Below are 19379 nucleotides of genomic sequence, written 5' to 3' on the forward strand. Positions count from 1 at the left end.
GCGTGAAGACGAAGTTGCTGATGGCTGCGGCGGTGGTCACGTTCCTGGTGTCGTCGTGTGGTTCGACGGAAAAGCCGGCCACTCAGGAGGCGGCGGTGACATCTCCAGGCGTGCTGGTCGAGGACGCGTGGGTGCGGGCGACGACCGGCGCGAAGGACACCACGATGACGGCCGCGTTCCTGTCCCTGACCAATCCCGGTGACACCGACGTGAAGTTGACCTCGGCAACTTCACCGGTCGCCGGAGTGGTGCAACTGCACGAGATGGCCATGCAGGACGGCAAGATGGTGATGCGCGAGAAGGCCGGCGGCATCACCGTCCCCGCCGCCTCCCACGCCCATCTCTCCCCCGGCGGTGACCACATCATGCTGATGTCGCTGAAGCGGCCGCTGAATCCCGGCGACGAGGTACCGCTCACGCTCAAGTTCTCCGACAACACCACCCACGACCTCAAGGTCCCGGTCAAGGCGTTCACCGAGGAAGAAGAGCACTACCACCCGACGCCCAGCACCAAGTGACCACCAGACGTCAGTTCTTCGGGTACGCCGGTGCGGCCGCCGCAGGCGCCGCGGCCACCGGTGGCGCTGTCGTTGCTCTCGACAACAACAGTGACACCGGGACGCCCGTCTCCCGGACCATTTCGCCGTACGGCGACCATCAAGCCGGGATCGCGCGCAGCGCGCCGGCGGTGGCCGAGTTGGTCAGCTTCAAGCTCGGGACCGATCGGGCCGGGCTCGGACGGCTGATGCGGCTCTGGACGAGTGATCTCGTCGCGCTGGCCGATGGGCGGGCGGCACCTGGGGACACCGCGCCCGAGTTGGCGGTGGCCAGCAAGAGCGTGACGGTGACGGTCGGGTTCGGGCCGCGGGTGTTCGAGGTGACCGGGCAGCGCCCGCCCGGGCTCGACGACCTGCCGGTGATGAAGCACGACAGGTTGCAGCCTGCCTGGTCAGGCGGTGACCTGCTGGTGATGGTCGGCGCGGACGACGCGGTCAGCGTGGTGCACGCCGTACGGCGATTGATCGCGGACGCGAAACCGTTCGCGACCCCGCTCTGGCGCCAGACGGGCTTCTGGGACAGCACCGGCCCGGACGGCGAACCGGTCACCGGCCGCAACCTGTTCGGGCAGGTCGACGGCACCGGCAATCCCGTCTTCGGTACGCCGGACTTCGACCGGACCGTGTGGTCCGCCGACGGCCCCGACTGGTTCCGCGGCGGTACGACGCTCGTCGTACGGCGGATCCGGCTGAACCTCGACACCTGGGACGAACTCACCCGCTCCGAGCAAGAACGCGCCATCGGCCGCAAACTCTCCACCGGCGCACCGCTCACCGGCACCGCCGAGCCCGACGAACTCGACCTCGAGGCCCGCGACGCCGACGGCCGGCTCGTCATCGCGCAGAACGCGCACGCCCGCCTCTCGCACCACAGCGAGAACGACGGCCGCCGAATCTTCCGAAAAGGCCTGAACTACGTCCACGACACCGGCGCGACCCGCGAGTCCGGCCTCATCTTCCTCAGCCACCAGGCCGACGTCGCGAGCCAGTTCCTCCCGCTGCTCGCCCGCCTGGACGCGGTCGACGCCCTCAACGAGTGGACGACCACCATCGGCTCGGCCGTCTTCGCCCTCCCGCCCGGCTTCCAGCCCGGCGGGTGGCTCGGGCAGTCACTCCTGAGCTGACGGCACGCTGGGACGCCGCGGCAGGAGGCGGCGGCGGGGTTCCTCCTGGTCGATCCAGTCGAGGTCGTCGGACAGTACGGCGTCGTTCGACTTGTCGGCGTACGGATCGATCGGCGGCGGTGGCGGCGGGAGGGCGCGCAGCTTGAGCGCCACCATCGGGATCGCGAGCAGGATGCCGACCGCCATCCACGGCCAGTACTCGCGCAGCAACGGCTCGAACGACTGGAAGAACGCCTCGGTCGACGCGTCACCGACCGCGTCCATCGGCTTCCCGGTCGACTGGCTGACCAGCCGGACGGACGCGACGATGCCGAAGGACACCAGATAGAACCCGGTCAACGGGATCCAGGACCCCACCGACCGCCAGCCGCGCTTCCAGCAGGCGACGTAGAGCAGGATCGCGAGCCCGGCGCCGACGAGCAGACCGTTCAGCTGCCACAGCCACCGCCAGTCGGCCAGTTGCTCAGCCGGCCGCAGCGCCGTCCAGGCCACCGGCAGCGCCAGCGCGAACGCCGCGACCACCGAACTCCTGGCGCCCAGAGCACCGAAGAACCCACCGAGAGCGCTTGCCACCAGCAACGTGACCAGCAGATCTCCGAACGGACTCCCGGTCAGCCACCACATGCCCGCGGCAACGATCAGCACGATGGGTACGGCGATCCGGATCCGCCCGATCAGCAGCCCGGCCAGCACGCCGCCGGCGAACCCACCGAGCACCACCAGATCGATCCGCGGCGGCACGAAGTACGTCGTACCCTCCGGCAGCCCCTTCAGATACGTCGCGGAGAAGCCGCCCACGAACCAGGCGACCACCGCGGCCGGAACCGACCACAGGTAGCGCATCACACAACCCCGTTCCCACCCTGGCTGTGCCACGGAACGGCGGCGGCAGGGCTAGTGCTGGGCTCTCTCGACCTTGCTCTTCAAGGTCTCCGGTGTGTCGACAGTAGCTCCCTCGGACCGCAACCAGCCGTCAAGACTCGCCCGATCCTGCAGAGACATGACCGCCACCACATCGCCCGCCCGCGCCTCGGCGACCAGCGCCTGCGCCGCCGCCAGCTCGGTCGGGAACGCCGGTACGTCGTCCACGCCGACCGACGCCGCACCCTCGCGGAACACCGCCTCGAGCTCCTCCGGCGGCCGCCCTCGCAGGTAGTCGCTCTTGTGGCCGATCGCGATCCGGTCGGTCGCCCGCGCGCCCATCGCACCGAGCGTCGCGACCATGTCGTCGGCCCGGTCCCCCGGCGATCCGAGCGCCAGCATCAGCCGTCCGCCGGCCGGCCGGACGCCGTTCATGATCTCGAGCAGCGCCTCCAGCCCGGCCTCGTTGTGCGCGAGGTCGATGACGACGGTGAAGTCGCGCAGCGAGTACATGTTCATCCGGCCGGGGTTGTTCTCGTTCGGCGCGAACGAGCTCAGACCCTCGATCACGGCCGCCCGCGGCAGCCCGAGCCCGAGCGCCGCCGACGCCGCGGCCAGCGTGTTCTCGACGTTGTAGTGCGACAGGCCGGACAGCGTCATCGGTACGTCGGCGACCTTGAGCAACGGCTCCGGGTCGCGGGACGTGTCGAGCACGGTCACGAACCCGTCCAGCACGGTCGTCGCCCGGCCGCCCTCGTCGAGCACGGTCCGGATCGACGGCGAGTCGGGGTCGCGGGAGAACACCCAGCACTTCGCGGGCGAGCCGAGCCGCATCGCGAACGTTCGCGGGTCGTCGCCGTTCACCACGCACCAGCCGCGCGGGCGGGTGATCTGCGTGATCACCGCCTTCACCTCGGCGAGCTGGTCCACCGTGTCGATCCCGCCCAGCCCGAGATGATCGGCGGACACATTGGTGACCACCGAGACGTCGTTGTACGCGACGCCGATCCCGCGGCGCAGGATCCCGCCGCGGGCGGTCTCGGTCACCGCGAGCTGGATGCCCGGCTGCGACAGCACCTGCCCGGCGCCGCTCGGACCGGAGAAGTCGCCGTACTTCACGAGTTCGCCGTCGAAGTACACGCCGTCGGTGCTCGACCAGCCGACGTGCAGCCCGGCGGCGCGCCCGATATGCGCGATCATCCGCGACGTCGTGGTCTTGCCGTTCGTCCCGGTCACCGCGACCACCGGCACCTTCGGCCGCAGCGTCGGCGGCGGGTTACCCGGCGGCTCGTCCCGCACCCGGTCCCCGACGCTGTGGATCAGCTCGCTCAAATCATCAGAGTGATCAGGGCCGAACGCGTCCAGCACCTCGACGATCGCCGCCCCGAGTGCCCGCGCCCGTCCCTCGTGCGCCCACGGGAAGGCCACCACGAGCCGCCGTACGTCGGACTCCGGGCGAACCCGGACGCCGATCCGCCCGATCCCGGCCTCCCGAGCGATCCGCCGTACGACGTGACCGACGACCCGGATCGCGAACCGCTGCCGGAACCCCGACCCGATCCGCCCCGGCCGGGTGGCACCGAGCCCGATCGCCTGTGCATAGGCCTTCGCCGCCGGAGCGGGCGCGTCCGCGATCGCCGACACGTCCAGCGTCAGCTTGATCGCGGCCCGGCTGAAGTAGAGATTGGCGCCGTCGAGAACGCGGAGCTCTACCAGAGAAGTTGCCACTACGCTCCCATCGCGTGGTAGCCGCCGTCGACATGCACGATCTCGCCGGTGGTCGCGGGAAAGAAGTCACTGAGCAGGGCGACGATGGTGCGCCCGGTCGGCTCCAGGTCGGACGGGTCCCAGCCCAGCGGGGCACGGTCCAGCCACGGCTCCTCGAACTTCTCGAAGCCCGGGATCGCCTTCGCGGCCAGGGTCTTCAGCGGGCCGGCCGACACCAGGTTGCAGCGAATGCCCTGCGCACCGAGGTCGCGCGCCAGGTACCGGTTCGTGGACTCGAGAGCGGCCTTCGCCACCCCCATCCAGTCGTACCCGGGCCACGCCACGGTCGCGTCGAAGGTCATCCCGACGACGCTGCCACCACGGCTCATCAGCGGCGCGCAGGTCACGGCAAGCGCCTTCAGGCTGTACGCCGACACGTGGACGGCCTGCGCCACGTCGTCCCACGGCCCTTCGAGGAACTTGCCGCCGAGGATCGTCTCCGGGTTGCCGTAGGCGATCGAGTGCACCACCCCGTCCAGCCCGTCGACGTGCTCACGGACGGCGTCCGGCAGCGCGGCCAGGTGCTCCGCGTTCGTGACGTCGAGCTCCAGCACCGGAGGCTCGGTCGGCAGCCGTTTCGCGATCCGCTTGGTGATGCTCAGCGCGCGGCCGAAGTTCGAGATCAGCACGGTGGCGCCTTGTTCCTGCGCCACCTTGGCCGTGGCGAAGCCGATCGACGAGTCGAGGGTGACTCCGGCGACCAGGATCCGCTTGCCGTCGAGGATGCCCACCGGCATTCCCTTTCTAGAGTGACTGTGTTTTCAGTTGCCCATGCCGATGCCGCCGTCGACCGGGATCACCGCGCCGGTGATGTAGCCGGCCTCCTCCGACGACAGCCACCGGACCGCGTTCGCGATCTCCTCGGTCAGGCCGAAGCGACCGAGCGGGATCTGGCTCAGGTACTGCTTCTGGGTCTCCTCCGGCAGGACCGCGGTCATGTCGGTCTCCACGAAGCCGGGCGCGACCACGTTCGCGGTGATGCCGCGGCTGCCCAGCTCGCGGGCGATCGAGCGCGCCATGCCGATCAGGCCGGACTTGCTCGCCGCGTAGTTCACCTGGCCCGGCGAGCCGAGCAGGCCGACCACCGAGGAGATGAACACGATCCGGCCCTTGCGCAGCCGCAGCATGCCCTTCGCGGCCCGCCGGGCGACCCGGAACGAGCCGGTGAGGTTGGTCTCGATCACCGAGTCCCAGTCGTCGTCGGACATCCGCAGCAGCAGCGTGTCGCGGGTGATGCCGGCGTTCGCCACCAGCACCTCGACCGGCCCGTGCTGCTCCGCGATCGTGTCGAAGGCGGCGTCGACCTGTTCCTGGTCGGTGATGTCGCACTTCACGCCGAGGAAGCCCTCCGGCGGCGGGCTGGTGTTGTACGTGACAGCGACCTGGTCGCCCGCCTCCTTGAACGCGGTCGCGATCGCCAGTCCGATCCCCCGGCTACCGCCGGTCACCAACACAGACCTACCCACAAGCGCTCCTCACATCGTCGACGGAGGAACGCTATCCCACCGGGCGGAGTGCTTCTGACTTAGAGGTCGCAACCTCTCAGGAGTCTTCGAGGCGGAAGCCGACCTTCATGGTCACCTGGTAGTGGTCGATCTGGTTGTCCTCGATGTGGCCGCGGATCTCGCTGACCTCGAACCAGTCGAGGTGCCGCAGGGTCTCGCCGGCCCTGGCGATGCCGTTCGTGATCGCCTGGTTGAGGCCCTCTTTCGAGGTGCCCACGATCTCTGTCACCCGGTAGGTGCGATCGGTCATGACGAACCTCTCTCCATCCGGCTGCGCCCGAACGCGCGGCGCGGCGTACCGTTGCTATTGGTGAGGAGGATAGATGTCGAAACGCCATGAGCGGAGCGACGCGACGGTCGTCTCGGTGACGAGTGCGCAGCCGGGCCGGTCCGAGGATCTGGACAGCCGGATCGTGCGCTACGCCTGGATGATGTCGATCCGGATCGTCTGTTTCGTCCTCGCCGTCGTCACCCCGTCCCCGTGGCGCTGGCTTTTCGTGGTCGCAGCAATCGCCCTGCCGTACTTCGCGGTGGTGCTGGCGAACGCCCATCGGTCCGCGACGACGCCCGCCGCGGAGCCGTACGTGGCGCCCGCGAGGCCCGCGATCGGGGACCGTCCGACGGTCGTCGTACCGGCCGACAGCGACACCCCTCGGGACACTTCTCGGGACACTTCTCAGGACCGTCCGGCCGACACCGAAAAGTGATCTTGGCCGGGACTGGAAAACTTGGACTGATCCGTGTCAGAATCTCCCGCGTGCCTTGAAGTTCATGAGTGGAATTCAGGGACTTGATGCGGCGTCGGACGGCTCCCCCCGTGGCTGTCCGACGTCGCTTCATTTTGCCCAGGCTATTGATTATTGAGGCATCAGGAATGCAGAGGAATGACACCCGCGGATGACCGAAGAAGCCGCACCGACTGCACCGGCCCTGCCGACCACCTGCTCCGCCAGGGGCTGCGGGAACCCTGCTACCTGGGCGCTGCTGTGGAACAACCCGAAGATCCACACTCCCGACCGGCGTAAGACCTGGCTGGCCTGTGACGAACACAAGGACAGCTTGTCCGACTTCCTCGACCGGAGGTCATTCCTGCGCGAGGTCGAGCCATTCAGCGCATGACGTTGTTTTGACGACGAGCTCGCCCGGGTGGCTAGCGAAAAACTGCATTTCCGGATTGGGCCGGTATGCGCTCAACCGCCGATCGCGGACATCGGGCGGGACGGTTGCAGGAAGCTCGGGTCGTTGATGCCGTGACCCGGAAGTTTGTTGAGCATCGCACGACGCCAGCGGTCGGCCAGTTCGGCGTCGTCGGCCCCGGCCCGCAGCGCGGTCCGCAGATCGGACTCGGTGCGCGCGAACAAGCAGTCCCGGACCTGCCCGTCGGCGGTCAGCCGGACGCGGTCGCAGTCGCCGCAGAACGGGCGCGTGACGGACGCGATGATGCCGACGGTCTGCGGTCCGCCGTCGACCAGGAACGACTCGGCCGGCGCACTCCCCCGCTTCGACGCGTCGTCCGGCGTCAGGTGGAACCGCTCGGTGAGCATGCCGAGAATCTCGTCCGCGGTGATCATCGTCGACCGGTCCCAGCCGTGCTGCGCGTCCAGCGGCATCTGCTCGATGAACCGCAGTTCGTAGCCGCGCTCGAGGCAGAACTCCAGCAATTGCGGCGCACCCGAGTCATTCACGCCGCGCATGAGGACCGCATTGACCTTCACCGGCGTCAGACCGGCGTCGTGCGCGGCCTCCAGCCCGGCAATCACGTCCTGCAGACGGTCCCGCCGGGTCATTTTCTTGAACGTTTCCTGGTCGACCGTGTCGAGGCTCACATTCACCCGGTCCAGGCCGGCGTCCTTCAGCGCGACAGCCTGCCGCGCGAGGCCGATCCCGTTGGTCGTCAGCGACACCTCGGGGCGCGGCGCGAGGTCCGTCGTACGGCGAACGATGTCGACCAGGCCGCGCCGGAGCAGTGGTTCGCCGCCGGTGAAGCGGATCTCGTGCACGCCCAGGTGCGTGACCGCGACCGACACCAGGCGGACGACCTCGTCGTCGGTGAGCAGTTCGGGCTTCGCGAGCCAGTCCAGGCCCTCTTCCGGCATGCAGTACGTGCAGCGCAGGTTGCAACGGTCCGTGAGCGACACCCGCAGGTCGGTCGCGGTCCGGCCGTAGCGGTCCGCCAGACCGGTTCGCGTCCCGTCCTGGATCATCGCCGCCTGGATCGTCGTCACGCCCCCAGCGTACGTGCCGCGCGTCGGCGGTTTCAGGGGATGGCTTAAGTTCGAGACGTGGGTCGTCTCCTGAACCTCCGTTGGATCGTCGCCGCGCTGGGTGTACTGGTGCTCGCCGGCGTCTGCGTGCAGCTCGGTCGCTGGCAGCTGCACCGCCTCGATGAACGTAAGGCCCGCAACGAGGTGACCCGGACCAACCTGGCCGCCCCGGCGGCCCCGATCGACCAGATCCTCGGTCCGCCGGGCGTCGTCGGCGACCAGCACGCCTGGCGCACAGTCGTCGTCAAGGGCCGGTACGACGCCTCGAAGCAGGTCGTCCTGAAGTACCGCAACGTCCAGGACAAGCCCGGCTTCGAGATCGTCACGCCGCTCGTCCTCGCGGACGGGAAGGCGGTGCTGGTCGACCGCGGATTCCTGGCCCGGCAGAGCTCGGAGCTGATGCCGCTGCACGTCCCCGCCGTCCCGGCCGGCGAGGTGACCGTGACTGGCCGCCTGCAGCGCAGCGAACGCGGCGGCCACACCAACGGCGGAACGCCGGACGACGGTACTGCGCGACTCATCAACGGCCCGGACTACGCGAAGGTGCTCGGGCTGGACCTGTACGACGGCTACGTCACCGTGGACAAGCAGGAACCGGCGAACGACCCGGCGTTCGGCTCGTTCCCCGGTCCGGAGATCGACGACGGGCCGCACTTCTTCTACGCGTTGCAGTGGTTCTTCTTCGCGCTGCTCGCCCTCGGTGGGCTCGTCTACTTCTCCCGGCAGCAGGTGACCGACAAGTCCGCGGAACAGCAGGCCGAAGCCGTCGAACGACCCGAGGCCCGCGCCGGAGCGCCGGACTGAGGACTGCCGGTACTGCTCGTTGCCTTGCGCAACGACGGTTCTTGCCGTGGGCACGAGATGCGCCGCGCAGTGCGGTGGGGCAGGATGGTGTTGTGGACCTCGGACTGCGTGATCGCACCTACATCGTCACCGGCGCGAGTGCCGGACTCGGCTTCGCCACTGCCAAGGCGCTGGCCGCCGAAGGCGCCCGGCTCGTGATCTCGAGCCGCAACGAGGAGTCGATCGCGCGCGCCGCGGCCGAACTGAACGCGTTGCCAGGGCCCGGCGGGAACGTCGTCGGGATTTCCGTCGACAACGCCGACCCGGACAGCGCGGAGCGGCTGGCCGCGACCGCGATCGCCAAGTGGGGCGAGCTGCACGGCGCGCTGATCAGCGTCGGCGGACCGCGGGCCGGGACCGCGCTGGACACCGACGAGGAGGACTGGCGGTCGGCGTTCGACAGCGTGTTCCTCGGCGGGTTGCGGATCGCGCGCGCGGTCGCCCGGGCCGGCGCCGAGGACACCTCGATCGCGTTCGTGCTCTCCTCGTCGGTGAAGTCCCCGATCGCCGGACTGGCGATCTCGAACGGTCTCCGGCCCGGCCTCGCGATGGTGGCGAAGACGCTCGCCGACGAGCTCGGACCGAACGGGATGCGGGTGAACGGCCTGATGCCGGGCCGGATCGCGACCGACCGCCTCAAGGAGCTCGACGGCAAGTCGGGGGACCCCGAAGCCGCCCGGCGTGCGTCCGAGAAAACCATCCCGCTGCGCCGTTACGGCTCGCCCGACGAGTTCGGCCGGGTCGCCGCGTTCGTCCTCTCCCCCGCTGCGTCGTACGTCACCGGCGCCATCATCCCGATCGACGGCGGCGCCCTCCGCACGTTCTGACCCGTTGCCCCCGCGGTTGGAGGGTTGCCCCCTGAGATTTTCGGGGGGCAACCCTCCAGTTCAGTGGGCAGGTCAGCCCCACTGGCCGGGGACGTAGTCGCCTGCGGGCTGCTGGGTGATGACGTTCAGGCGGTTCCAGGTGTTGATGCCGGCGATTACCGCGACCAGGGCGCCCAACTGCTCCTCGTTGTAGTGCTTGGTGGCGTTCAGCCACACGTCGTCGGAGACTCCGCCGGCGGCGTCGGCGATCCGGGTGCCGGCCTCCGCCAGCGCGAGCGCGGCGCGTTCGGCCTCGGTGTAGACGGTGGCTTCACGCCACGTCGCGACGAGGTTGATCCGGACCGGGGTCTCGCCGTGGTGCGCGAGATCCTTCGAGTGCATGTCGACGCAATAGGCGCAGCCGTTGATCTGGCTGACCCGTAGCTCGACCAGCTCGAGCGTGGTCAATGGGACCCCGACGGTGGTCGCGACCCGGGCCGCGCTGTTCAGGTGCTTGATGAACTTGGTGAGGACGGGGTTGGTGAACAGGTCCAGACGAGCGTCCATAACAGGTGTCTCTCCTTGCGAATGAGCGTTTGACACCCATCCGACGAGACGGCCCTGCAAAGTGTCAGTCCGGGATGATGCGGTTGCCCTGCTCGTCCCAGTGCTCGGCGACCTTCTTGCTCGGCTGGACCCGTGGCGGCTCACCCGGCATCTTCGGGTAGTCCGGCGGGAAGTTCAGTTCGCCGCCGGGAAGCTCCTCCCACAGCCGCAGCAACGGCTCCAGCGGGTACGCCGTGTCGTCCATGTCCGCCCACGGGTCGCCGTCGGCGAGGTACTCCGGAACCGTGTGCAGGTTGAACGCCCGCGGATCGTCGACCTCGGCGAGGCGCTCCCACGTCATCGGTGTACTCACCGGCGCCCCGGGTCGCGGCCGGAGCGACCAGGCGCCCGCGACCGTGCGGTCTCTGAGGTTCTGGTTGAAGTCCAGGAAGATCGAGGCCTCGCCGCGTTGCTCCTTCCACCAGGCGGTGGTCACACCGTCGTCGCGGCGTTCGAGCTCGCGGCCGAGGCCGATGGCGGCGTGCCGGACCTCGTCGAAGCTCCACTCCGGCCGGATCCGCACGTAGATGTGGATGCCCCGGTTGCCGCTGGTCTTCGGATATCCGCGCAGGCCGAGCTCCTCGAGGAGTTCGCGGGCGACGCCGGCCACCCGCCGGGCATCTGCGAAGGTCGCGCCGGGCTGCGGGTCGAGGTCGATGCGCAGCTCGTCGGGACGATCCAGATCGCCCTTGCGAACAGCCCACGGGTGGAAGGTCAGCGTCCCCATCTGCGCCGCCCATACCGCGGCGGCGGGCTCGCTCAGGCACAACTCGTCGATCGGGCGCCCGTTCGGCGTCAGCACGCGGCAGGTCTCGAGCCAGTCGGGCGCGCCCTTCGGGAGCCGCTTCGAGTAGAAGCCGTCCCCCGTCTGACGACCGGTCGCGTCCACCGACAGCGTCATCCCTTCACGCCATCCGCCGGGCCAGCGTTCCAGAGCGACCGGGCGGTCGCCCGACGCTCGCATGAACGCGGGAGCCACCGCGACGAAGTACTCGCAGACCTGCAGTTTGGTGACCTCCGGAGCCCAGTCGGTCGCCTCGTAGGCCACCCGATCGGGGCTGGACACCCGGACCTCCCGGTCCCCCACGGTGAGCATCACCGCTGTGCTCTTCGCCATGCCGTGACCGTATCGCCCCGGCCGGACAAATCCGCAGGATTTCCGTTGGGCGCACGGGAAAGGCAACTTTTCTCGACCTCTGGCCACGGTAGGTGACCGGGCGGTAACGTTCCTGCACCTCGTTCCTGGGGCGTGAGGCCCCCGGGACACCTGACAAGGAGCGCGAGGATGAACAGATCCGCCCTGTTCGCCGCTGCGACTGCAGTGGCGACCACCACCGCCCTCGGACTGACCAGCGCCACCACAGCAACAGGCACAGCGACCGGTGCGCCGACGGCGTCCCCTGTCCCCACCCCCGCCGCGGCCGTCGCCAAGGCCAAGGAAGCGATCAGCAGCAACCTGACCGCGCTGCGGGCCACGACGGCCGACGCGTTCGTGGTCAAGGACGTGATCGTCGACAAGGACGGCTCCAGCCACGTCCGGATGGACCGCACGATCGGGGGCCTGCCGGTCCTCGGCGGCGACGTCGTCGTCCACCAGTCGAAGGACGGCGCCTTCAAGGGCGCCAGCCTGTCGCTGGGCAGGAGCGCGAACGTCGCCCGTACGCCGAAGGTCAGCAGCGCGACCGCTGCCACGAAGGCGCTCGCCAAGGGCCTGAAGGCCGACGGCAAGCCGAGTCTGGTGATCGAGGCCCGCAATGGCGCGCCGCGGCTGGCCTACCTGGTCACAGCGGTCGGCACCCAGGCCGACGGTACGCCGAGCCGCATCACGACGACGGTGGACGCCCTGACGGGCGCGAAGCTGGTCAGCGAGCAGCACATCGAGACCGCGACCGGTGACGGCAAGAGCCTGTACAGCGGGACGGTGCCGCTCCAGACCTCCACGGCGACCGGTGGCTTCACGCTGACCGATGCGACCCGCGGCGGGGGCTACACCGCCGACGCGAACAACAAGACCGACTCGCTCCTGTGCCAGCTGTTCGGCTTCGGCTGCACGGCACCGACCCGGTTCACCGACGCGGACAACCACTGGGGCACCGGCGCGAACTCCGACCGAGCCACGGCCGCCGTCGACGCGCACTACGGCGCCGCGACGACGTACGACTACTACAAGAACGTCCACGGCCGGAACGGGATCTTCGGCGACGGCAAGGGCGTCCCGAGCCGCGTGCACTACGGCTCCAACTACGTGAACGCGTTCTGGGACGGCAAGCAGATGACGTACGGCGACGGCGACAACGTCGTGGCGGGTCCGCTGGTCTCGATCGACGTGGCCGGCCACGAGATGTCCCACGGCGTCACCGAGCACACCGCGAACCTCACGTACTCCGGCGAGTCCGGCGGCCTGAACGAGGCGACCAGCGACATCTTCGGCACGCTCGTCGAGTTCTACTCCAGCAACGCCTCCGACCCCGGTGACTACTACATCGGCGAGGAGATCATGAAGGACCGCCCGGCGCTCCGGTACATGGACAAGCCGAGCAAGGACGGCAACTCCGCCGACTGCTGGTCCTCCGGTGTCGGCAACCTCGACGTGCACTACTCCTCCGGCGTGGCGAACCACTTCGCCTACCTGCTTGCCGAGGGCACCGGCGCGAAGACGATCGGCGGCCTGCCGCACAACGGGTCGACCTGCAACGGCACGACGCTGGCCGGGATCGGGCACGACAAGCTCGGCAAGATCTGGTTCCGCGCGCTGACGACGTACATGACGAGCGGTACGACGTACGCGCAGGCCCGGACCGCCACGCTGAACGCGGCCACCGACCTGTACGGCGCCAGCAGCCCGGAGCGGGCCGCCGTCGCCGCCACCTGGTCGGCTGTCAGCGTGAACTGACAACCTGAGAGTTCACCGGTCCTGTCCCACTGGGGCGGACAGGACCGGTGAACAAACGTTTTGACCATTGCCACCGTGTTTGCGCGGACCTACCGTCACAGACATGGGTGGGGTGCCCGGGGGTGGGCCGCGGCTTCGTACAGCGCGGCCGGTACTGCTCGTCGTCGACGCTGACCCGGAGCGTCTGGAGCGGTGCGAGACCGAGTTGGACCGCGGCTTCGGCGCGGACTTCCGGGTCCGCGGCGAGGTGACGGCGGCGGCCGCGCTCGACTGTCTACGGCGCGCGCACGAGTGGGAGCAGCGGGTCGCCGTGGTGATGGTCGACCATGCGCTCCCCGATGACGAACGGGCCGAGATTCTCGCGGCGTCGCGGACGCTGCACCCCGACGCGCGACGGGCGCTGCTGATCGAGTGGGGTGCCTGGGCGCGACGTACGACGGCATCGGCGATCCTGACCGCGATGTCGGTCGGCGACATCAACTACTACGTGCTGAAGCCGTGGATCGCGCACGACGAACTGTTCCACCGCACGGTGGCGGAGTTCGTCCAGGAGTGGTCGCGCTTCGAGGTCGCCAACCTGCGTGAAGTGGTCGTGATCGCGGCCAGTACGTCCGTGCGCGGGCAGGCCGTGCGCAGTCTGCTGGCCCGCAACGGGATCCCGAGCGCGTTCCGGGACAGCGGTTCGGCGCTCGCGAACGACGTACTCGAGTTCATCGGCGAGCCGGACCCCGGCGACGGGGTGCTGGTGTGGATGCCGGCCGTCGGCGGTGCGGTCCTGCACGATCCGACCGACGTGGAGATCGCCGAGGCGTGGGGCGTCCCGACCACGTTGGCGCCCGACGCGGACCGGTCGTTCGACCTGCTGGTCGTCGGGGCCGGACCGGGCGGGCTGGCCGCGGCCGTGTACGGGTCGTCCGAGGGATTGCGGACGCTGGTCGTGGAGCGTGAGTCGATCGGTGGGCAGGCCGGGACGAGTTCGCTGATCCGCAACTATCTCGGGTTCTCGCGCGGCATTCGCGGGTCGGAGCTGGCCCAGCGCGGATACCAGCAGGCGTGGGTGTTCGGGGCGCATTTCGTGCTCATGCGGACAGTGGAGCGGCTGGAGAAGCGGGGCGATCAGTTCGTCGCCGCGATCGGTGCGGTGGGCGAGGTGACAGCCCGAGCCGTCGTGTTGGCGAGCGGCGTGTCCTACCGGCGCCTCGACGTACCGTCGCTGGAGAAGCTCGTGGGCGCCGGCGTGTACTACGGCGCGAGTGTGTCCGAGGCGCATGGTCTGCAGGATCGGGATGCGTGCGTGGTCGGTGGTGGGAACTCGGCAGGGCAGGCGGTCCTGCACCTCGCGCGATACTGCCGGCGGGTGCTGCTGGTGATCCGTGGTGAGGATCTGGCGGCGAGCATGTCGCAGTACCTCATCGACGCGATCGTTGCCGCCGACAACGTCGTCGTGCGGGCGTCGAGCGAGGTGACCGGCGGCGGTGGCGACGGTCGGCTGGAGTACGTCGTACTGCGGGATCGGCGGACCGGTGACGAGGAGACGGTCCAGGCCGACGGACTCTTCGTGATGATCGGGGCGGTGCCGGGAACCGATTGGCTGCCGGCCGAGGTGGGGCGGGATGCGCACGGTTTCGTGCTGACCGGATCGGACGCCGCCGTGGATCCGCAGTGGCACGAGGATCGGCCGCCACAGCCGTACGAGACGACGGTGCCGGGTCTGTTCGCAGTCGGTGACGTACGGTGCGCCTCAGTGAAGCGGGTGGCGTCGGCGGTCGGTGAGGGATCGGTGGTGGTTTCGCAGATCCACACGCACCTCAAGGTCCGGTCGGATGCCTGAGCGGAAGTTCGTCTACACGCCGGCCATGGTCGGGCTGACTGCCCTGGTGCTGCTCCTGCCGCTCGTGGGCCTCGCTATGGTGCTGCGGGAGCCACGGCTCGACGTGCATTGGGAGCATCATCCCGCACACTTCTGGCTGGTGCTGCTGACTGCCGCGCTGAGCGCCGTACTCGCCTACACGACCGGCGCCGCGGCACTGCGGCGAGGTGATGCGCGGGTGCTGTTCGTGTCGCTGGCTTTCCTGTCCGCGGCAGGCTTTCTCGGCCTGCACGCGCTGGCGACGCCGAAGGTGCTGCTGGACACGCCGAACGCCGGCTTCACGCTCGCGACGCCGATCGGGGTCGCCTTGGCGTCGGCGTTCGCGTTCCTGTCGAGCCTGACCGTCTCCGGTATCGCGTGGGGACGAAGGCTGCGGGTCGGTCTGCTCGTGCTGATGGCCTTGTGGGCGGCTGCTTCGGTACTGCGGATCTGGCCGCTGCACGCGACGTCCGTACCGGAAGTTGCCGACGGCATCCTCACCACCCTCGCCGTACCCACGGTTGTCCTGTACGGCGTTGCTGCCGCGAGGTACTTGCGGACGTGGTGGACGCGGCCGTCGCTGATGCTGCTGTCGATGATCGCGGCGTTCGTGCTGCTCGGCGAGGCGATGGTCGCGCTGGTGTTCGCGCGGAACTGGGCGTTGTCGTGGTGGGAGTGGCACGTGCTCATGCTCAGCGCGTTCGTGCTGGTCGTCGCCGGGGTCCGGATCCAGTGGTACGAGGAACGGTTCGCTGACCTGTACCAAGAGGACACGGTGTCGGGACGGCGCGAGCTGAGCGTGCTGTTCGCGGACCTGCAAGGGTTCACGTCGTTCTCGGAGCAGCACGACCCGTCCGAGGTCACGGCGATGCTCAACACGTACTTCCAGGTCGTCGTACCCCAGGTCGTCCAACGGCACGGCGGCGACGTCGACCGGATCATCGGGGACGCCTTGATGGTCACGTTCAACAAACGCGGCGACCAGCCGGACCATGCGCGACGAGCGGCCGAGGCCGGCCTGGCGCTGCAGGAGGCGGCGGCCGTCGTACAGGCAGCGCATACGAACTGGCCGCGGTTCCGGGTCGGGATCAACAGCGGGATCGCGTCCGTGACGCTGCTCGGGACGGAAGGCGGGAGAACGCATACCGTCATCGGGGACACCGTGAACGTCGCGTCGCGGATCGAGGGGAAGGCCCCGGGTGGGACGGTCGCGATCGGGCCGGCGACGAAGGCGCTGCTGCCGGAGGCGCGCACCGAGTCCCTCGGGCTGGTCAGTTTGAAGGGAAAGGCCGAGCCGGTCGAGGTCTACCGCCTACTGGCGTTGCGCGGCGAATGATCACCCCTGCCTTCGGCACGTGTTCACGTGTTGGACCTTGGAAGGACCGCATACCGGTGTGAGAATCCGGGAATGTCTGCCCTGTACCGATCACGGCGCCGCCTGGGCGCTCTCGTGGTCACTTCGAGTCTCGTCTTAGCCGGCGCTGCCGCACTGATCGCTCGGCCCGCCGACGCCGCGTCCGCCGATGTGCTCATCACCGAGGTGTACGGCGGTGGCGGCAACAGCGGCGCGCCGTACCAGAACGACTTCGTGGAGCTGACCAACAACAGCTCGGCCCCGGCCGACGTGAGCGGCTGGTCGATCCAGTACGCCTCGTCCACCGGATCGTCGTGGCAGGTGACGAAGCTGACCGGAACCATCGCGCCCGGAGCCGCCTACCTGGTCCAGGAGGGCGCCGGCGCCGGGAACGGCCAGCCCCTTCCGACGGCCAACGCGACCGGGACCATCCTGATGTCCGCGGCCACCGGCAAGGTCGCGCTGGTCACGAACCAGACCGCCCTCGCCTGCGGCGCCACCACCTGCCACGCGGACGCGGGCGTCAAGGACTACGTCGGCTACGGCAGCGCGACGGACTCCGAGACCGCACCCGCGCCGGGCCTGTCGAACACGACCTCGGCCGCGCGGATCGACCCGGCGAAGGACACCGACAACAACAGTGCCGACTTCGCCGCGGGCAACCCGTCGCCGGGCACACTCACCGGTGGTCCGGCCGAGCCGCCGGTGGACGCGAAGATCCACGACATCCAGGGCGCCGCGCACCGGTCTCCGCTGGACGGCAAGCAGGTCGCGAACGTCACCGGTGTGGTGACGGTGAAGGGCAGCAACGGGTTCTGGTTCCAGGACCCGCAACCGGACGCGGACCCGGCCACCAGCGAGGGCCTGTTCGTGTTCACCAGCTCCGCGCCGACGGTCTCCGTGGGCGACGCCGTGACGGTCGAAGGTTCGGTCGCCGAGTTCCGCCCGGGCGGCTCCGGCGGTACGACGAACCTGACGACCACCGAGCTGACCAACCCGAAGGTCACCGTGACCGGGACTGCCGCCGTACCTGCGCCGACCATCGTCGGAGCGGGCGGGCGCGTGCCGCCGTCGACCGTGATCGAGGACGACGCGTCCGGTGACGTGGAAACGACCAGCACGGCGTTCGACCCGGCTACCGACGGTCTCGACTTCTGGGAGTCGCTGGAGGGGATGTGGCTGGGGATCAACCAGCCTGAGGTCACCGGTCCGACGAGTTCGTTCCGCGAACTGTCCGTCGTACCGGCTGGTGCGGGTGTGCGCACGGTCCGCGGCGGGATCCTGCTGCAGAAGACCGACAGCAACCCGGAGCGGGTGCTGCTGGACGACGTACTGACCGCGATCCCGGACGCGAAGACGGGCGACAAGCTGGCCGGTGTGGTGACAGGCGTCCTCGACTACTCGTTCGGCAACTTCAAGCTGTTGCCGACCACCACGCCGACCGTGATCGACGGCGGGGTCAAGCGCGAGACGACCAAGGCCTCGTCGCCGGTGCAGCTGTCGGTGGCGACGTTCAACGTGGAGAACCTGGACCCGTCCGACGGCGACGCCAAGTTCGACGGGCTGGCCCAGGCGGTCGTGCACAACCTCGCGTCGCCGGACATCCTCGGACTCGAGGAGGTCCAGGACGACGACGGCGCGGTCAACTCCGGTACGACGAGCGCGGACAAGACGCTCGGCCTGCTGGCGGCGGCGATCGTGAAGGCGGGCGGGCCGCAGTACACCTGGAAGCAGATCGACCCGGTGAACAACGCCGAAGGCGGCGAGCCAGGCGGCAACATCCGGGTCGCGTTCCTGTACCGGACGGACAAGGCGGTGAAGTTCGTCGACACACCCGGCGGGACCTCGACGACACCGACCACGATCGTCACGGACAACGCCGGCCGGCCGCACCTGAGCGCGTCGCCGGGCCGGATCGACCCGGCCAACCCGACCTGGGCCGCCACCCGGGTGCCGCTCGCGGGCGAGTTCAAGTGGCACGGGCAGACCGTGTTCGTGGTCGTGAACCACTTCAGTTCGAAGGGCGGCGACAACCCGCTGTGGGGCCGCTTCCAGCCGCCGGTGCAGGTGACCGCGGAGAAGCGGCACCAGCAGGCGACCGTGGTGCGCGGGTTCGTGGACCAGATCCTGGCCAAGGACAAGGGCGCGAACGTCGTCGTCCTCGGTGACCTGAACGACTTCGACTGGTCGCAGACCGCGGACATCCTGGTCGGCTCGGGCAAGACCGCGCTGATCGACCTGCCGCGGACACTGCCGCTGCCGGAGCGGTACAGCTACGTGTTCGAGGGCAACAGCCAGATCCTGGACCAGATCCTGATCTCGCAGAACCTGCGGCCGGCGTCGGCGTACGACGTCGTCCACATGAACGCGGAGTTCCCGGACCAGATCTCCGACCACGACCCGCAGGTGGTGAAACTGGTCCCGCTGCCGTCCTGGGTGCGGTAACCCTGAGTGTTGCGGCAGTCTTACGTGGGGCGCCCGGGCGGGATTTTCCTTGCCCGGGCGCCGATACTTGAGTCGTGACTGATTCCACCAAGCAGTACGCCGTACAGAAGTCCGAGGCGGAGTGGAAGGCCGAGCTCTCCCCCGCCGAGTTCCACGTGCTGCGCCAGGCCGGCACCGAGCGGCCGTTCGTCGGTGAGTACACCGACACCAAGACGGTCGGCGTGTACAAGTGCCGGGCGTGCGACGCGGAGCTGTTCCGGAGCGAGACCAAGTTCGACTCGCACTGCGGCTGGCCGTCGTTCTTCGCGCCGCTCGCCGAGGACCGGGTCGAGTACATCGAGGACCACGCCCTCGGCATGAAGCGCGTCGAGGTCCGCTGCGCCAACTGCGGCTCCCACCTCGGCCACGTCTTCGAGGGCGAGGGCTACGGCACCCCCACGGACCTCCGCTACTGCATCAACAGCATCAGCCTCACCCTCGCGCCGGCCTGAGCCGCGCCTGACCG

19 protein-coding genes are annotated in these 19379 nt (G+C 69.2%); 11 read left to right on the top strand and 8 right to left on the bottom strand.

Going from position 1 to position 19379, the window contains the following annotated elements; genetic code table 11:
• Positions 1–2: 2 nt before the first annotated feature.
• Together EV137_RS04705 and EV137_RS04710 are read left to right on the top strand one after the other, a co-directional pair.
• Positions 3–518, top strand: coding sequence for a copper chaperone PCu(A)C (locus EV137_RS04705; protein ID WP_238175084.1), 516 nt, complete (start codon positions 3–5; stop codon positions 516–518).
• Positions 515–1681 carry a Dyp-type peroxidase gene (locus tag EV137_RS04710; protein ID WP_134126775.1) on the top strand — a complete coding sequence of 389 codons (1167 nt, stop codon included), beginning with the start codon at positions 515–517 and terminating at the stop codon, positions 1679–1681. Before EV137_RS04705 ends, EV137_RS04710 begins: the two co-directional genes overlap by 4 nt.
• On the opposite strand, the gene EV137_RS04715 is transcribed toward EV137_RS04710, so the two are convergent.
• From EV137_RS04715 to EV137_RS04735, 5 genes are all read right to left on the bottom strand, one after another.
• Positions 1667–2524 carry a hypothetical protein gene (locus EV137_RS04715; RefSeq protein ID WP_134126777.1) on the bottom strand — a complete coding sequence of 286 codons (858 nt, stop codon included), beginning with the start codon at positions 2522–2524 and terminating at the stop codon, positions 1667–1669. The genes EV137_RS04710 and EV137_RS04715 overlap by 15 nt on opposite strands.
• Positions 2525–2575: 51 nt before the next feature.
• Positions 2576–4270 (bottom strand): Mur ligase family protein, encoded by a 1695-nt coding sequence (locus tag EV137_RS04720; RefSeq protein WP_134009437.1) that lies wholly within the window; start codon positions 4268–4270, stop codon positions 2576–2578.
• Positions 4270–5040 (bottom strand): enoyl-ACP reductase FabI, encoded by a 771-nt coding sequence (gene fabI / locus EV137_RS04725; protein ID WP_238175085.1) that lies wholly within the window; start codon positions 5038–5040, stop codon positions 4270–4272. Before fabI ends, EV137_RS04720 begins: the two co-directional genes overlap by 1 nt.
• 30 nt (positions 5041–5070) lie before the next feature.
• Positions 5071–5775, bottom strand: coding sequence for a 3-oxoacyl-[acyl-carrier-protein] reductase (gene fabG, locus EV137_RS04730; RefSeq protein ID WP_131340974.1), 705 nt, complete (start codon positions 5773–5775; stop codon positions 5071–5073).
• Between the two features lie 76 nt (positions 5776–5851).
• Complete coding sequence (locus EV137_RS04735; protein WP_133788218.1) at positions 5852–6064, bottom strand: dodecin; 213 nt, start codon at positions 6062–6064, stop codon at positions 5852–5854.
• A gap of 73 nt (positions 6065–6137) precedes the next feature.
• Here EV137_RS04735 and EV137_RS04740 point away from each other — a divergent pair, with 73 nt between their 5' ends.
• On the top strand, positions 6138–6521 hold the full coding sequence (locus EV137_RS04740; RefSeq protein ID WP_134126779.1) for a DUF3099 domain-containing protein: 384 nt from the start codon (positions 6138–6140) through the stop codon (positions 6519–6521).
• 190 nt (positions 6522–6711) lie between these two features.
• On the top strand, positions 6712–6933 hold the full coding sequence (locus tag EV137_RS04745; protein ID WP_134009428.1) for a hypothetical protein: 222 nt from the start codon (positions 6712–6714) through the stop codon (positions 6931–6933).
• Between the two features lie 71 nt (positions 6934–7004).
• Here the strand turns inward: EV137_RS04745 and moaA are convergent, their stop codons facing one another.
• Entirely contained in the window at positions 7005–8018 is a 1014-nt protein-coding gene (gene moaA, locus EV137_RS04750) for a GTP 3',8-cyclase MoaA (protein WP_134129364.1), read from the bottom strand.
• Positions 8019–8096: 78 nt separating this feature from the next.
• Here moaA and EV137_RS04755 point away from each other — a divergent pair, with 78 nt between their 5' ends.
• The gene (locus EV137_RS04755) at positions 8097–8882 is read left to right on the top strand and encodes an SURF1 family cytochrome oxidase biogenesis protein (protein WP_238175086.1); all 786 of its coding nucleotides are present in this window, start codon (positions 8097–8099) and stop codon (positions 8880–8882) included.
• Positions 8883–8974: 92 nt separating this feature from the next.
• A complete protein-coding gene (locus tag EV137_RS04760; protein ID WP_134009426.1) occupies positions 8975–9748 on the top strand; it encodes an SDR family oxidoreductase in 774 nt (257 codons plus the stop codon).
• A 72-nt stretch (positions 9749–9820) separates the two neighbouring features.
• Here EV137_RS04760 and EV137_RS04765 read toward each other — a convergent pair whose 3' ends face one another.
• Positions 9821–10294 (bottom strand): carboxymuconolactone decarboxylase family protein, encoded by a 474-nt coding sequence (locus tag EV137_RS04765; RefSeq protein ID WP_134009424.1) that lies wholly within the window; start codon positions 10292–10294, stop codon positions 9821–9823.
• 64 nt (positions 10295–10358) lie between these two features.
• Positions 10359–11450 (bottom strand): DNA polymerase domain-containing protein, encoded by a 1092-nt coding sequence (locus EV137_RS04770; RefSeq protein ID WP_134126781.1) that lies wholly within the window; start codon positions 11448–11450, stop codon positions 10359–10361.
• A 168-nt stretch (positions 11451–11618) separates the two neighbouring features.
• On the opposite strand from EV137_RS04770, the gene EV137_RS04775 reads away from it, so the two are divergent.
• From EV137_RS04775 to msrB, 5 genes are all read left to right on the top strand, one after another.
• Entirely contained in the window at positions 11619–13226 is a 1608-nt protein-coding gene (locus EV137_RS04775) for a M4 family metallopeptidase (protein WP_134126783.1), read from the top strand.
• A 751-nt stretch (positions 13227–13977) separates the two neighbouring features.
• A complete protein-coding gene (locus EV137_RS41935) occupies positions 13978–15057 on the top strand; it encodes an NAD(P)/FAD-dependent oxidoreductase (RefSeq protein ID WP_375372029.1) in 1080 nt (359 codons plus the stop codon).
• Positions 15050–16411: an adenylate/guanylate cyclase domain-containing protein gene (locus EV137_RS04785; RefSeq protein ID WP_134126787.1), complete on the top strand. Its 1362-nt coding sequence runs from the start codon at positions 15050–15052 to the stop codon at positions 16409–16411. Before EV137_RS41935 ends, EV137_RS04785 begins: the two co-directional genes overlap by 8 nt.
• Positions 16412–16483: 72 nt before the next feature.
• Positions 16484–18874, top strand: coding sequence for a DUF8508 domain-containing protein (locus tag EV137_RS04790; RefSeq protein WP_134126789.1), 2391 nt, complete (start codon positions 16484–16486; stop codon positions 18872–18874).
• A gap of 74 nt (positions 18875–18948) precedes the next feature.
• Entirely contained in the window at positions 18949–19365 is a 417-nt protein-coding gene (msrB, locus tag EV137_RS04795; RefSeq protein ID WP_134009413.1) for a peptide-methionine (R)-S-oxide reductase MsrB, read from the top strand.
• Positions 19366–19379: the final 14 nt, after the last annotated feature.

The sequence above is a fragment of the Kribbella pratensis genome (assembly GCF_004366075.1).
In the GTDB taxonomy this organism is placed as follows: Bacteria; Actinomycetota; Actinomycetes; order Propionibacteriales; family Kribbellaceae; genus Kribbella; species Kribbella pratensis.

Coding starts and splice junctions, on each gene's coding strand:
- EV137_RS04715 (WP_134126777.1), bottom strand. CDS start 2,524: ATGCGCTACCTGTGGTCGGTTCCGGCCGCGGTGGTCGCCTGGTTCGTG.
- EV137_RS04735 (WP_133788218.1), bottom strand. CDS start 6,064: ATGACCGATCGCACCTACCGGGTGACAGAGATCGTGGGCACCTCGAAA.
- EV137_RS04740 (WP_134126779.1), top strand. CDS start 6,138: ATGTCGAAACGCCATGAGCGGAGCGACGCGACGGTCGTCTCGGTGACG.
- EV137_RS04745 (WP_134009428.1), top strand. CDS start 6,712: ATGACCGAAGAAGCCGCACCGACTGCACCGGCCCTGCCGACCACCTGC.
- moaA (WP_134129364.1), bottom strand. CDS start 8,018: ATGATCCAGGACGGGACGCGAACCGGTCTGGCGGACCGCTACGGCCGG.
- EV137_RS04765 (WP_134009424.1), bottom strand. CDS start 10,294: ATGGACGCTCGTCTGGACCTGTTCACCAACCCCGTCCTCACCAAGTTC.
- EV137_RS04770 (WP_134126781.1), bottom strand. CDS start 11,450: ATGGCGAAGAGCACAGCGGTGATGCTCACCGTGGGGGACCGGGAGGTC.
- EV137_RS04775 (WP_134126783.1), top strand. CDS start 11,619: ATGAACAGATCCGCCCTGTTCGCCGCTGCGACTGCAGTGGCGACCACC.
- EV137_RS41935 (WP_375372029.1), top strand. CDS start 13,978: ATGCCGGCCGTCGGCGGTGCGGTCCTGCACGATCCGACCGACGTGGAG.
- EV137_RS04785 (WP_134126787.1), top strand. CDS start 15,050: ATGCCTGAGCGGAAGTTCGTCTACACGCCGGCCATGGTCGGGCTGACT.
- EV137_RS04790 (WP_134126789.1), top strand. CDS start 16,484: ATGTCTGCCCTGTACCGATCACGGCGCCGCCTGGGCGCTCTCGTGGTC.